Origin of the sequence: Subtercola sp. PAMC28395, from assembly GCF_018889995.1 — a bacterium.
GTDB lineage: Bacteria > Actinomycetota > Actinomycetes > Actinomycetales > Microbacteriaceae > Subtercola.
Genome location: NZ_CP076547.1, coordinates 2,280,417 through 2,294,864 on the forward strand (window position 1 = coordinate 2,280,417; position 14,448 = coordinate 2,294,864).

The following is a 14,448-nucleotide window of genomic DNA, read 5'->3' on the forward strand; positions in this document are numbered from 1 at the left end:
AGGCCCCAGTGGTACCGGTATGACCCAGCGAAACCGGCGTAACGTGGATCCCTGCTGTTCGAACCGAATCGCCCGACAGAAAGTATCGATCCTGTGATCAAACCCGACCTGACCCTCCCGATTCCGGCCGATGTCGGTGCCGTTCACTTCGTGGGGATCGGCGGCGCCGGCATGAGCGGCATAGCAAGGCTGTTCCTTGCGGCCGGTGTCACAGTGACCGGCTCGGATCGCACCGATTCGAAGACGGCACAGAAGCTCCGCGACCTCGGTGCCACGGTCTACGTCGGCCACGATGCGGCGAACGTCGGCACGGCAGACACCCTCGTCGTCACGAGCGCGCTCTGGCCCGACAACCCTGAGTACCTGCGTGCCCAGCAGCAGGGACTGCCGGTGCTGCACCGCTCGCAGGCCCTGGCGTGGCTGGTCAATCGTCGTCGGCTCGTCTCAGTTGCAGGGGCGCATGGCAAGACCACGTCGACCGGCATGATCGTCACCGGGCTGATCGGCCTCGGTGCTGACCCGAGCTTCGTCAACGGCGGTGTCATCTCGTCGCTCGGCACCAGTTCTGCCTGGGGCGAGGGTGAGCTCTTCGTTCTCGAAGCCGACGAGTCGGACGGGTCGTTCCTGCTGTATGACACGGCCGTCGCCCTCATCACGAACGTCGACCCCGACCATCTCGACCACTACGGCTCCACCGAGGCCGTCGAAGACGCCTTCGTCACCTTCGCAGACAACGCCAGCGAGCTTGTCGTCATCTCCGCGGACGACGCCGGCGCACTGCGCGTCGGGTCGAGACTCTCGGCTGGGCATGTGCTGACCTTCGGCTTCGCTGATCACGCTGACGTGAGGGTGCACTCGGTCGGGTCGACCGGCCCCGTGTCGTTCGAGCTCGATTATCTGGGTGAACGGTATTCGGGCCAGCTGAAGGTGCCGGGCATCCACAATGCCGTCAACGCCGCAGGCGCGTTCGCCGTGCTCGTGGGCCTCGGCTTCGACCCGACGCAGAGCCTCGAGGCCATCGGGGCCTTCGACGGCACCGGCAGGCGGTTCGAACTGCATGAGACCATCGGCGGCGTCAGCGTCTACGACGACTACGCCCACCACCCGACCGAAGTGGATGCTGCACTCAGCGCCGCCCGAACGGTCGTCGGTGCCGGTCGCATCATCGCGGTGCACCAGCCCCACCTCTACAGTCGTACCCAGCTGCTCGCGGGTGACTTCGCCGAGACACTCGAACGCACGGCCGACTTCACGGTTGTTCTCGACGTGTGCGGCGCGCGGGAGGATCCGGTGGAGGGCGTGACCGGTGCCCTCGTCTCCGAGCGGTTCGTCGATCACGACAAGGTCGCATTCATCTCCGACTGGCAGCAGGCCGCCGACTTCACGGCGTCGATCGCGCGCCCGGGTGACTTTGTCATCACGCTGGGCTGCGGCGACGTCAATCTGCTGGTTCCCCAGCTGCTCAACTCACTGAGGGCGGTCGAAAGCCGGTGAAACGGCCCCCCGCCATCCCGGTGCCGCCGCCCGAATCGGCGGTGCCCACTCGCGTGACGGGCAAGCGCCCGGCCGGAATTGCTGCACCCGTGCGGCCGATCGCTGAGCAGAAACCTCTGCAGAAACCTGTGCCGGGAGCTGTGCCCAATCGGGAGCAGAAATCCTTGGCGGATGCTCTCCAGGGTGCTGCACGTGACCCCGGACTCGATGCTGCTTCAACGTCTGCGCCGAAACCCGTGCCGACGTCTGCACCCAGGTCCGCGCCGACTCCACCGTTGAACGCCCAGCGTGCCCAGCGCGCCGCAGAAGCGGAAGCGAGAGCCGCAGAGGCCAGGGCAGAGAAGGACATGCGCGCGGCCGAACGGCAGCGCCGGCACTACGAACGCTCAGAAGCCCGGCGATTCACCGAGCGCAGCCGCCGGCGCCGCCTGGGCTGGCTCGTCTCGCTCGGTGTCGTCGTGGCGCTCGTTCTCGTTGTGGTGTTCACGGCATATTCGCCGATGTTCGCGGTGCGCACGGTCGCCATCGAAGGCACATCGCGGGTCGATGCGGCAGCGGTTCAGACGGCTCTCTCTGCTCAGCTCGGCAAACCGCTCGCCCTCGTGGACTATGGCGCGATCGAGGCCGACCTCTCAGCGTTCCCGTTGATCCAGAGCTATTCGACGGAGTCGCAGCTGCCCAACACGCTTGTCGTGCACATCGTCGAGCGCTCACCGGTCGGCCAGATCGCCAGTGGCACCGGCTTCGACCTGGTCGATCCGGCAGGCGTCACCGTTCAGCACACCGAGCAGCAGACGGCGGGCTTCCCTGTCATCGACCTGGCCGGAGGACAGCTGGGGGGACCCGGCTTTCTCGCATCGACGACGGTGCTTCGCACTCTGCCCGCAGAACTGCTCGCGAAGGTTGGCTCGGTCAGCGCCGCGACTCCCGACTCCGTCACCCTGGTGCTGAATGGCGGGGCGCAGAAGGTCATCTGGGGCAGCGCAGAGAGCTCCTCGCTCAAGGCGCTCGTGCTCGACAAACTCATCGGCACCCAGAATCCCGACTCCCGGCTGACCTACGACGTCTCGAGCCCCGAGAGTCCTGTCATCACCTGAATCGCGACACGCGGTGTGTCGTCATCGGCGGCACTCCCATTCGCACGTAAGTTCATCTCAGGAAATACATACTCAGCAGAACATTAACCCTCAACCTGAGGTTTAAACCTTTTGAGAAGATGAAGGGCTTACCGGAGGCCGGACGTGACATCAAACCAGAACTACCTCGCCGTAATCAAAGTCGTCGGCATCGGTGGCGGCGGCGTCAACGCCGTCAACCGGATGATCGAACTCGGTCTTCGCGGAGTCGAATTCATCGCCATCAACACAGATGCCCAGGCGCTGCTCATGAGCGACGCCGACGTGAAGCTGGACGTCGGTCGTGAACTCACCAGGGGCCTCGGCGCCGGGGCAGACCCTGAAGTCGGTCGCCGCGCCGCAGAAGACCACGCAGAAGAGATCGAAGAGGCCCTCGCCGGGGCAGACATGGTGTTCGTCACCGCGGGCGAGGGTGGCGGCACCGGTACGGGTGGCGCACCCGTCGTCGCACGCATCGCCAAGTCGATCGGCGCCCTCACCATCGGTGTCGTCACCAAGCCGTTCGGCTTCGAGGGCAAGCGGCGCATGTCGCAGGCCGAAGACGGCGTGGCGATCCTGAAGAACGAGGTCGACACCCTCATCGTCGTGCCGAACGACCGCCTGCTGGAGATCAGTGACCGCGGTATCAGCATGCTCGAGGCGTTCTCGACCGCTGACCAGGTGCTGCTCGCCGGTGTGCAGGGCATCACCGACCTCATCACGACCCCAGGGCTCATCAACCTCGACTTCGCCGACGTGAAGAGCGTCATGCAGGGTGCCGGTTCGGCCCTCATGGGCATCGGCTCTGCCCGTGGTGCCGACCGGGCGATCAAGGCTGCAGAACTCGCCGTCGCTTCGCCCCTGCTCGAGGCGAGCATCGAGGGTGCGCACGGCGTGCTGCTTTCGATCCAGGGCGGATCGAACCTCGGTATCTTCGAGATCAACGATGCCGCCAAGCTGGTGCAAGATGCGGTGCACCCCGAGGCCAACATCATCTTCGGTGCCGTCATCGACGACACCCTGGGCGACGAGGTGCGGGTCACCGTCATCGCTGCCGGGTTCGACAGCGGCGATGCTACTTCTGCTGCTGAGGCCAAGCGCGCACTCACCGTGCCCAATGACGCGAGCGACCTCTTCGCCCGTGCCGGTTCGGCACCCCTGCGCCGTGACCGAGTCGACGAGCCTGCTGCCGCGTCGTGGAAGCAGAACACCGAGCACAGCCTGACCGGCACCGTCGCGCTCGACCCGGCATCAGACGATGATGACCTCGATCTCGACGTACCCGACTTTCTGAAGTAACCCGATTGACCACGATCCAACGCGAAGGCGAGACTGACCTTGCTGGTCGTCTCGCCTTCGTGCGTGCGGGCATTGCAGAGGCGGCCGCGGCCAACTCGAGGCCGCTCGACGAGATCACACTCATCGTGGTGACGAAGTTCCACCCCGCAGGTCTCGTCAGAGAGCTGATGGACCTCGGTGTCACGGACTTCGGTGAGAGCCGACACCAGGAGGCGAGGGAGAAGGTCGCCGAACTGGCAGGCACGCCGGCTGCCTGGCACTTCATCGGGCAGCTCCAGGGCAAGAAGGCCAAACAGGTCGCAGCGTACGCCTCGGTCATCCACTCCCTCGACCGTCCCTCGCTGGCCGACCTCCTCTCGGCCGCCGACGTCAGGCCGACTGCCGGACCCACCGACGTCTTCCTCCAGGTCAACCTCACCGACGACACTGGCCGCGGCGGAGTCGTTCCCGGCGGTGCCCGCGAGCTGGCAGAGTATGTCGAAGCCCTGCCTGGTCTCCGGCTCCGCGGGGTGATGGGCGTTGCGCCCCTGGGTGAAGAGCCGCGTTTCGCCTTCGAGCGGCTGCGCGCCGTTTCAGAGTTGGTCACGCAGAGTGTTCCCCGGGCATCCGCCATCTCTGCCGGAATGTCGCACGACTATTCCGAAGCCATCGCTGAAGGCGCGACACACCTTCGAATTGGTTCTGCAATCACCGGAATCAGAGCCGTGGCCGGTTAATCTTCTAGCAGGCAACCGCACGACAATCCCGGAGGATTCGAAATGGCCAATCCACTACGCAAGACGATGGTCTATCTTGGGCTCGCAGACGAAGAGCTCGAATACGAAGACTCCGCAGCCCAACCGGTGGCGCATGTCGCACACCCGCAGGCCTCCTCCCCTGTGCCTTCAGCAGCCAGCGCCGCTGCGCACAGCACGGGCAACAACGGCAACCGGGCACCGGTTACCCCCCTCCGTCGAAACTCCGCGGGGTCCAACTCCGCGCAGAAGAATGTGGTGCCTCTCGAAATGAATGAAATCCTCACTGTTCACCCGAAGCAGTACAAAGACGCGCAGGTCATTGCCGAGAGTTTCCGCGAGGGCATTCCCGTCATCATCAACCTCTCCCAGATGACCGATGCCGACGCTCGTCGTCTGATCGACTTCGCCGGTGGTCTCTCTCAGGGCCTCTACGGCAAGATCGAACGCGTCACGAGCAAGGTGTTCCTGCTCTCCCCGTCGCACGTTTCGGTGTCGGGTGAGGCCGTTACTGAGACACGTGCAGAATCGTCGTTCTTCGTCCAGTCATAATTGACGGGTGTCCTTCGTCGCCATTCTTGCCACCATCGCGTATTTCGCGCTGCTCCTGTACTTCTTCGTCATGTGGGGCCGGTTCATTCTTGACCTCGTGAGGAGCTTCCAGCGCTCGTGGCGGCCGCAGGGTGCTGTCCTCGTGCTCGCCGAAGTCGCGTACACGGTCACTGATCCGCCGATCAAGTTTTTCCGGCGCGTCATCCCTCCATTGCGGGTGGGGCCCGTCGCCTTCGACTTCGGCTGGAGCATCGTGATGTTGCTCGTGGTCATTCTGCTTTCGATCACGAGCTACGTCCGCTTGATTGCGTGACCCATGTATCGTAGTTTGTGAAACGCCGAACGTTTCCTCGACGGTCTTTAAGATTCCAGACAGTCCAACAAGTACAGTCCAATTAGTTCAAAGGTGGAAGAACATGCCGTTAACTCCAGAAGAAGTTGTTAACAAGCGCTTCTCGCAAACCCAGTTCCGTGCGGGCTACGACCAGGATGAGGTCGATGACTTCCTCGATGAGGTCGTGGTAGAACTTCGCCGTCTGATTTCCGAGAACGAAGAACTTCGTGCAGGCATTGTGCCGGCCGCGGCATCTGAGAGCAGCGCCGAGGCTGCAGAAGAGACCGCAGCTCCCGCTGTTGCCGACGAGACTGCCGTCGTCGAGGTCGTCGACGAGACGCCTGCCCCGGTCGCCGCGGCTCCGCTTGCAGAGACAGACGATGCTTCAAGCACGACGAGCCTTCTGCAGCTTGCCCGTCGCCTGCACGACGAGCACGTCAAGGAGGGCCAAGACAAGCGCGCCGCTCTCATCGAAGAGGGCCAGGCCACGGCCGCCCGACTCGTAGCCGAGGCAGAGACTAAGCAGCGCACCGAACTCGCCAAGCTCAACCAGGAGAAGGCGGGCATCGAGCACCGCATCGATGAGCTGCGCTCCTTCGAGAAGGAATATCGCCAGAAGCTCCGCAGCTACATCGAGGGCCAGCTCCACGACCTCGATTCCAGCAACTCCGACAGTTCAGAGGGTGCTTCGGCCACCTCGGGCGCCTCGAGTTTTGGAGCCTAGCGAAGAGACGGCGAACGCCAGTTCAGATTCACGTCACGTAAGAAGGGTCAGCCCCCGGGCGCTGGCCCTTCTTGTGATTGTGGCGCTGGGTGTTCTCGCTGTAGACCAGATTGCGAAGTATCTGGTCGTCACCCATCTGCCTCTCAACCAGTTCGTGCCGGTTCTCGGTGACCTGGTGCAGTTCTTCTATGTCACGAATTCCGGCGCTGCGTTCTCCATCGGCAGCGCCTATACCTGGATCTTCTCGGTTCTCGCCGTGGCCGTGCTGGTGTTCATCGTCTGGTTTGCGCGTCGGATCCGCTCTGTCGGCTGGGCGGTCGTTTTCGGGCTGTTGCTCGGTGGTGTACTCGGCAATCTCACTGACAGGCTGTTCCGGGAGCCGGGTTTCGGAATCGGCCACGTGGTCGACTTCGTCAAGATCCCCCTCCTGCCGGCGATCTTCAACCTGGCCGACGTGGCGATCTGCGCCGCCATGGTGCTCTTCCTGATTCAGACAATCCGGGGGATCGGGCTCGACGGTCGTAAGACCGTACGCGAAACCGATCCCGCGCCAGAATCGGCGGCTGAGCCGTTCGTCATTTCTCCCAGCGACAAATCCGACACGACCGAAGCCGACACGACGGGGCGCGACTAGTCGTGGAGTCACGCCAACTGCCGGTGCCTGATGGCCTCGACGGCATGCGGGTGGATGCCGGTCTCGCCCGACTTCTGGGATTCTCTCGCAGCTTCGCCGCAGAGGTCGCCGACGCCGGGGGAGTGAGTGTCGACGGGCGTGTGCTCGGCAAATCCGACAAACTCCGGTCAGACAGCTGGCTCGAAGTCAGCTGGGCGCCCCGGGAAGAGGTGCGCATCATCCCGACGCCGGTCGAGAACCTCACCGTCATCTACGACGACGACGACATCGTAGTGATCGACAAGCCCGTCGGGGTGGCGGCGCACCCCTCCGTGGGCTGGACCGGCCCGACCGTTCTCGGCGCCCTGGCCGCTGCGGGCTTTCGAATCTCCACGTCGGGTGCGGCCGAGCGTGCCGGCATCGTGCATCGACTCGATGCGGGCACCAGCGGCCTGATGGTTGTCGCCAAGAGCGAAGACGCCTACACCTGGTTGAAGCGACTGTTCCACGATCGAGAGGTAGACAAGATCTACCATGCGGTCGTCCAGGGTCACCCGGACCCTCTGGCCGGCACGATCGACGCACCGATCGGCCGCCACCCGAGATCCGACTGGAAGTTCGCGGTCGTCGCCTCGGGTAAACCGTCGGTGACGCACTACGAGACGATCGAGGCGTTCCCGAGCGCATCGCTGCTCGAGATCCACCTGGAGACGGGCCGAACGCACCAGATCCGTGTGCACATGGCGGCCCAGCGTCACCCGTGCGTCGGCGATGCGATGTATGGCGCCGACCCCACCATTTCGGCCCGGCTGGGGCTCGAAAGGCAGTGGTTGCACGCCCTGAAGCTCGGTTTCGAGCATCCATCGTCGCGGGAGTACGTGTCGTTCGAATCGACCTACCCGGCAGACCTGCAACACGCGCTGGATGTACTCCGGGCCGACTGAGTCTCGCTGCCGGAGGGTAAACTGAATCCCTCGACCTCGACAGCTAGCCGGAGAATCTGTGCCCCCCCAGAGCGATTCATTTGTTCATCTTCACGTGCACAGTGAATACTCCATGCTCGATGGTGCCGCACGGGTGAAACCCCTGATCGAAGCGGCAGTCGAGCAGGGAATGCCCGCTGTCGCGGTCACCGACCACGGCAATGTCTTCGGTGCGTTCGACTTCTGGAAGACGGCGACCGAGGCCGGTATCAAGCCCATCATCGGTACCGAGGCCTACATCACGCCCGGCACGGCCCGGGGCGACAAGACCCGGGTGAAGTGGGGCGGCCCGAACTCGGGGCGCGACGACGTGTCGGGCTCCGGCGCGTACACCCACATGACCCTCCTGAGCGAGAACACGGCCGGCATGCACAACCTGTTCCGGTTGTCGTCACGCGCGTCGCTCGAGGGCTACTACTTCAAGCCGCGGATGGATCGCGAACTGCTCTCCGAGTACTCCAACGGCCTGATCGCTACGACCGGATGCCCGTCTGGCGAAGTGCAGACGAGGCTGCGTCTCGGGCAGTACGACGAGGCCGTCAAGGCGGCCGCCGACTTTCGCGACATCTTCGGGGCCGAGAACTACTTCTGCGAGATCATGGACCACGGGCTCGGCATCGAGCGACAGATCATGAGCGACCTGCTGCGGCTCGCGGGAGACCTCGACCTGCCCCTGGTGGCGACGAACGACCTGCACTACACGCACGCCCACGACGCCACGAGCCACGCGGCGCTGCTCTGCGTGCAGTCGGGCTCCACCCTGAGCGACCCGAACCGGTTCAAGTTCGATGCCGACGAGTTCTACCTGAAGAGTGCCGCAGAGATGCGCCAGATCTTCCGTGATCACCCCGACGCGTGCGACAACACCCTGCTCATCGCCGAGCGGTGCGAGGTGGCCTTCAACACCGCGGCGAACTACATGCCCCGGTACCCAGTGCCAGCAGGCGAGACCGAAGACACCTGGTTCATCAAGGAGGTCGAGAAGGGCCTCGTCGAGCGGTACCCGAACGGTATCTCACCCGAGGTGAGGGCTCGTGCCGACTACGAGGTCGGCGTCATCGTGCAGATGGGCTTTCCCGGGTACTTCCTCGTGGTCGCCGACTTCATCAACTGGTCCAAGAACAACGGCATCCGCGTGGGCCCGGGCCGCGGCTCGGGTGCCGGATCGATGGCTGCCTACGCCATGCGCATCACCGACCTCGACCCGCTGCGTCACGGGCTCATCTTCGAGAGATTCCTCAACCCCGACCGCGTGTCTATGCCCGACTTCGACGTCGACTTCGACGACCGGCGCCGCGGTGAGGTCATCCGCTACGTCACCGAGAAGTACGGCGACGAGCGCGTGGCGCAGATCGTCACCTATGGCACGATCAAGGCCAAACAGGCACTCAAAGACAGCTCGCGCGTTCTCGGGTTCCCCTACGGCATGGGCGAGAAGCTCACCAAGGCCATGCCGCCGCCCATCATGGGCAAAGACATTCCGCTCTCGGGAATCTTCGACCGCGATCATCCACGCTTCAAAGAGGCGGCCGATGTGCGGGCTGTCATCGAGGCCGACCCAGAGGCGCGCACGGTCTTCGAGACAGCCGTCGGCATCGAGAACCTCAAGCGCCAGTGGGGCGTTCATGCGGCCGGCGTGATCATGTCGAGCGACCCCCTGATCGACATCATCCCGATCATGAAGCGCGAACAGGACGGCCAGATCGTCACGCAGTTCGACTACCCGGCCTGCGAGTCGCTCGGGTTGATCAAGATGGACTTCCTCGGGCTTCGAAACCTCACGATCATCGACGACGCGCTCGACAACATCGAGTCGAACCGCGGGTTCCGGCCCGTGCTCGAAGAGCTCGAGCTCGACGACGTGGCGGCATACGAGCTGCTGGCCAGGGGAGACACCCTCGGTGTCTTCCAGCTCGACGGTGGGCCGATGCGGTCGTTGCTGCGCCTCATGAAGCCCGACAACTTCGAAGACATCTCCGCCATTCTGGCGCTCTACCGCCCCGGGCCGATGGGTGCCGACTCGCACACGAACTACGCGCTGCGCAAGAACGGACTGCAGCAGGTCACCCCGATCCATCCGGAGCTCGAGGAACCCCTGCTCGAAGTGCTCGGCACAACCTACGGCCTGATCGTGTACCAGGAGCAGGTGATGTCGATCGCACAGAAGCTCGGAGGGTTCACCCTTGCCCAGGCCGACCTCCTGCGCCGGGCCATGGGCAAGAAGAAGAAATCAGAGCTCGACAAGCAGTACGAGGGTTTCTCCGCCGGCATGCACGCCAACGGCTATTCCGAAGCCGCCGTCAAGACGCTCTGGGACATCCTGTTGCCGTTCTCCGACTACGCCTTCAACAAGGCGCACTCGGCCGCGTACGGGGTCATCTCGTACTGGACGGCGTACCTCAAGGCCCACTATCCGGCCGAGTACATGGCAGCGCTGCTCACCAGTGTCGGCGACTCGAAAGACAAGTCGGCGATCTACCTCAACGAATGCCGTCGCATGAACATCACGGTGCTGCCGCCCGACGTCAATGAGTCGATCGGCTTCTTCGCGGCCGTCGGCGAAGACATCCGTTTCGGCATGGGTGCCGTGCGAAATGTCGGCGCGAACGTCGTCGAAGGCGTCAAGCAGGCCAGGGAGTCCAAGGGGCGGTTCACCTCGTTCCACGACTTCCTCCAGAAGATCCCGCTTTCCGCCGCGAACAAGCGCACCATCGAGTCGCTCATCAAAGCCGGAGCGTTCGACTCCCTCGGTGACACCCGCAGGGCGCTCGTCGAGATCCATGAGGGTGCAGTCGAAGCGGCCGTGAGCGAAAAGCGCGCTGAGGCGAACGGCCAGGTCGGTTTCGACTTCGACTCGCTGTGGGATGCCCCGCAGGACAACCGGCAGGTTCCCGACAGGCCGGAGTGGTCGAAGAGAGACAAACTCGCGTTCGAGCGCGACATGCTCGGGCTCTATGTCTCCGATCATCCCCTCGCCGGCCTCGAGATTCCGCTCGCCAAGCACGCCTCTGTGACGATCAGTGAGCTCCTGATGAGCGAGCAGGTGACAGACGGCGACACTGTCACCGTGGCTGGCCTGATCACGAACGTGCAGCACCGGGTCGCGCGCAACTCCGGCAACCAGTACGGCTCTGTCGTGATCGAGGACTTCGGCGGGGAGATCACCGCCATGTTCATGGGCAAGGCGTACCAGGAGTTCGCCCCCGCCCTCACGAACGACGCCATCGTGGTCGTGCGGGGCCGCGTGAGCATGCGCGACGACGGCATGAACCTGCACGCGTTCAACGTCTTCAGCCCCGACCTCGGGCAGGCAGACGGCGGCGGGCCGATAGAGATTTCGATGGCCGAGGCCCGGGCCACCACTGAGACGGTGCAGGCGCTCAACGACGTGCTGATCCGCCACTCCGGCGACAACGAAGTTCGTCTCAAGCTCATCAAGGGCCAGACGGCACGCGTGTTCGAGATCCCGTTCCGGGTGCGTGTGACGGCCGATCTCTATGGCGAACTGAAGTCCCTGCTCGGCCCCTCCTGCCTCACCTGAGCACCGGGGGGTTTCGATACGCACCACTGCGTGGGGCGACTCAACCGGCGAGCGTAGAATTGGGACGCCATGATCCAGACGATTGACTTGCGGGGACTGACCCCGAGCCGTGCCGAATTCCTCGACCTCGTTCCGCGGGCGGTGACAGATGTCTCCGTCGCCCAGGGGGCCGCGGAGGCGCTCATCGACGATGTGCGCGAGCGTGGAGCCGAGGCCCTGCGTGCGCAGGCTGTGCGGTTCGACGGGGCAGAGGCCGCGAGCATCCGGGTGCCGCAGAGCGATATCGACGATGCCGTTGCCACTCTCGATGCCGACGTTCGGGTTGCCCTCGAAGAAGCGATTGATCGTGTTCGTTCTGCGACCGCAGCTCAGATCCCGCCAGCCCAGAGTACTGTCCTGGGCGACGGCGCTGTGGTCGAGCAGCGCTGGCAGCCGGTCGACCGGGTCGGACTGTACGTGCCGGGCGGCAAGGCCGTCTACCCGTCGAGCGTGGTCATGAACGTCGTACCTGCGCAGGCCGCGGGCGTGGAATCGATTGCGCTCGCCTCCCCGCCCCAGGTGGAGTTCGGCGGTCGTGTACACCCCACGATTCTCGGCGCTGCCGGGCTGCTGGGCATCACGGAGGTCTACGCGATGGGTGGGGCAGGCGCAATCGGCGCACTGGCCTACGGTGTCTCCGACATCGGGCTCGAACCTGTGCAGATCATCACGGGGCCGGGAAACGTCTACGTTGCCGCAGCCAAGAGACTGGTTCGCGGGCGCACAGGGATCGACTCCGAAGCCGGACCGACCGAGATTCTCATCATTGCCGACGAGACGGCGAACGCGAGATACGTTGCAGCAGACCTGGTCAGCCAGGCCGAGCACGACGAACTGGCCGCCGCGGTGCTGGTGACGAATTCGCCGGCGTTCGCCGATGAGGTTCGACTTGAACTTGAAGGTTGCGCGAACTCGACGCTGCACTCGGAGCGAGTACTGATCGCCCTGCGTGGGCAGCAGTCGGCGATCGTGCTGGTGGACGACCTGGCTGCGGCCGCCCGCTTCAGCGACGCCTACGGGCCCGAACACCTGGAGATCCAGGTTGCGGATTCCGATGCCGTGCTGGCGGGCATCCACTCGGCCGGTGCCATTTTCATCGGTGCCTACGCGCCAGTGAGCCTCGGGGATTACCTCGCAGGGTCGAACCACGTGCTGCCGACGGGCGGGCAATCTCGTTTCTCGTCAGGACTCGGGGCCTACACGTTCCTGAAGCCCCAGCAGGTCATCCGGTACGACCGGGATGCGCTCGAGGCTGTGAGCCAGAACATCCACGCCCTGGCGACCTCAGAGAACCTGCCGGCACACGCCGAGGCTGTCGCTGCCCGCTTTCCCCGCTAAACTGGGCCCACCATGTATTGCCCGTATTGCCGGTACCCCGATTCGCGCGTCGTCGATTCGCGTACCACCGACGACGGTGTGGCGATCAGGCGGCGACGGCAGTGCCCCGACTGCGGGCGGCGCTTCAGCACGACAGAGACGGCGAGTCTCAGCGTGATCAAGCGCAGCGGTGTCGTCGTGCCGTTCAGCCGCGAGAAGATCATGAACGGTGTGCGCAAGGCCTGCCAGGGTCGGCCCGTCACAGACTCCGACCTGGCCGTGCTGGCGCAACGGGTCGAAGAGGCCGTGCGTTCCACGGGTGCAGCCCAGGTCGAGGCGAACGACATCGGCCTCGCCATTCTGCAACCGCTCCGTGAGCTCGACGAGGTCGCCTACCTGCGGTTCGCGAGCGTCTACCAGGCATTCGATTCGCTCGAGGACTTCGAAGCCGCGATCACGCTGCTGCGCGTCGAACACTCGTCGGCTCCTGCCGCGCCGGCCGAGTAGAGCTGCCGTTTGGTGTACGCCTTCTTCTTTCGCCACGTCTTGTCGCGGCTCGACCCTGAACGCGCCCACCACCTGGCGTTCGACGTCATCAGGGCGATTCCCCGTTCGGGTTTCGCGTCGCTGGTTCGTCGTTACACAGCTCCGGATGCCTCGCTCGCTGTTCGCGCGCTCGGGCTCGAATTCGAATCTCCCTTCGGTGTTGCCGCCGGTTTCGACAAAGACGGCAGGGCGATCGTGGGCCTGGGCCTCCTGGGCTTCGGCCACGTCGAGGTCGGCACTCTGACGGCGAAAGCCCAGCCGGGCAATGAGAAACCCCGACTGTTCAGGCTGGTGCCCGACCGTGCCGTGATCAACCGCATGGGTTTCAACAACGGGGGAGCAGCATCCGCCGCCCTTCGCATCGCCCAGACGACCAGCGCTTCATGGCGACCGATCGTCGGGATCAATATCGGCAAGAGCCGGGTGGTCGACGTCGCCGACGCGATCGACGACTACCGGTCGAGCGCCAGGGCCCTCGCGCCCGTAGCCGACTATCTCGTCGTCAACGTGAGTTCACCCAACACGCCGGGGCTCAGAGGGCTGCAGGAGCTCGACAAGCTCGCACCCCTGCTTACCGCCGTGCGTGAAGAGGCCGGCCCGGTGCCGCTGCTGGTGAAGATCGCTCCCGACCTGAGTGACGACGAGGTGCGCCGCATCTCAGAGCTCGCTGTTTCGCTGGGGCTCGATGGGATCATCGCAACAAATACGACCATCTCGAGAGACGGGCTGAGGACCGACCCGTCGGTCGTCGATGCGGCAGGTGCCGGAGGGCTTTCCGGCCCGCCTGTTGCAGCGCGTTCGCTCGAAGTCCTGCGACTCGTGCGTGCAGTGGTTCCTGCGGAGATGTGCGTGATCTCGGTGGGCGGGGTGGAGACCGCGGCCGACGTCGCGGAGCGTCTCACCGCCGGAGCCACGCTCGTGCAGGGTTACACCGCGTTCCTGTATCGCGGCCCGTTCTGGGCTCGTGAGGTCAACCGTGGGCTCGCGCGAATCGGCCGGCGCCAGGACGCCCAGCGCTCACACTAGGGCCGGGCACAGCAGATCTGGGGCCCAGATAGCTCGGGATAGCAGAACTGGGCACAGCAGAACCAGGCAGAACAACAAGGCAGAGCGGAGCAGGGCGCGGTAAAGGCGGGCACAGGAGAACTGCGCCAACT

General features: G+C 64.5%; 13 protein-coding genes. All 13 read left to right on the forward strand.

The genetic code is table 11. The annotated features are described in order from the left end of the window. Positions 1-93 precede the first annotated feature (93 nt). The 13 genes from murC to KPL76_RS10590 all read left to right on the forward strand — a co-directional run bounded on the left by murC (position 94) and on the right by KPL76_RS10590 (position 14,317). Positions 94-1,494, forward strand: a complete 1,401-nt coding sequence (gene murC, locus KPL76_RS10530) for a UDP-N-acetylmuramate--L-alanine ligase (RefSeq protein ID WP_216333149.1) — start codon at positions 94-96, stop codon at positions 1,492-1,494. Next, the gene (locus KPL76_RS10535) at positions 1,491-2,591 is read left to right on the forward strand and encodes an FtsQ-type POTRA domain-containing protein (protein ID WP_216333151.1); all 1,101 of its coding nucleotides are present in this window, start codon (positions 1,491-1,493) and stop codon (positions 2,589-2,591) included. The genes murC and KPL76_RS10535 overlap by 4 nt, the downstream gene beginning before the upstream one ends. Positions 2,592-2,735: 144 nt before the next feature. Further along, on the forward strand, positions 2,736-3,908 hold the full coding sequence (gene ftsZ / locus KPL76_RS10540) for a cell division protein FtsZ (RefSeq protein ID WP_216333152.1): 1,173 nt from the start codon (positions 2,736-2,738) through the stop codon (positions 3,906-3,908). A gap of 5 nt (positions 3,909-3,913) precedes the next feature. After that, a complete protein-coding gene (locus KPL76_RS10545; RefSeq protein ID WP_253202007.1) occupies positions 3,914-4,624 on the forward strand; it encodes a YggS family pyridoxal phosphate-dependent enzyme in 711 nt (236 codons plus the stop codon). Between the two features lie 42 nt (positions 4,625-4,666). Then, positions 4,667-5,194 carry a cell division protein SepF gene (locus tag KPL76_RS10550; RefSeq protein ID WP_216333154.1) on the forward strand — a complete coding sequence of 176 codons (528 nt, stop codon included), beginning with the start codon at positions 4,667-4,669 and terminating at the stop codon, positions 5,192-5,194. A 7-nt stretch (positions 5,195-5,201) separates the two neighbouring features. Next, positions 5,202-5,507: a YggT family protein gene (locus tag KPL76_RS10555; RefSeq protein ID WP_216333170.1), complete on the forward strand. Its 306-nt coding sequence runs from the start codon at positions 5,202-5,204 to the stop codon at positions 5,505-5,507. A 103-nt stretch (positions 5,508-5,610) separates the two neighbouring features. Then, complete coding sequence (locus KPL76_RS10560; RefSeq protein ID WP_216333172.1) at positions 5,611-6,252, forward strand: DivIVA domain-containing protein; 642 nt, start codon at positions 5,611-5,613, stop codon at positions 6,250-6,252. Between the two features lie 61 nt (positions 6,253-6,313). Then, positions 6,314-6,886, forward strand: coding sequence for a signal peptidase II (gene lspA / locus KPL76_RS10565; RefSeq protein ID WP_216336382.1), 573 nt, complete (start codon positions 6,314-6,316; stop codon positions 6,884-6,886). A 2-nt stretch (positions 6,887-6,888) separates the two neighbouring features. Further along, positions 6,889-7,809, forward strand: coding sequence for an RluA family pseudouridine synthase (locus KPL76_RS10570; RefSeq protein ID WP_216333174.1), 921 nt, complete (start codon positions 6,889-6,891; stop codon positions 7,807-7,809). Between the two features lie 112 nt (positions 7,810-7,921). Next, positions 7,922-11,389: a DNA polymerase III subunit alpha gene (dnaE, locus tag KPL76_RS10575; RefSeq protein WP_216333176.1), complete on the forward strand. Its 3,468-nt coding sequence runs from the start codon at positions 7,922-7,924 to the stop codon at positions 11,387-11,389. A gap of 69 nt (positions 11,390-11,458) precedes the next feature. Next, positions 11,459-12,766 (forward strand): histidinol dehydrogenase, encoded by a 1,308-nt coding sequence (gene hisD, locus KPL76_RS10580; protein ID WP_216333185.1) that lies wholly within the window; start codon positions 11,459-11,461, stop codon positions 12,764-12,766. A 12-nt stretch (positions 12,767-12,778) separates the two neighbouring features. Beyond that, positions 12,779-13,252 (forward strand): transcriptional regulator NrdR, encoded by a 474-nt coding sequence (nrdR, locus tag KPL76_RS10585; RefSeq protein ID WP_205109065.1) that lies wholly within the window; start codon positions 12,779-12,781, stop codon positions 13,250-13,252. Positions 13,253-13,264: 12 nt separating this feature from the next. Further along, the gene (locus KPL76_RS10590; protein WP_216336384.1) at positions 13,265-14,317 is read left to right on the forward strand and encodes a quinone-dependent dihydroorotate dehydrogenase; all 1,053 of its coding nucleotides are present in this window, start codon (positions 13,265-13,267) and stop codon (positions 14,315-14,317) included. The last annotated feature ends 131 nt before the right edge of the window (positions 14,318-14,448 follow it).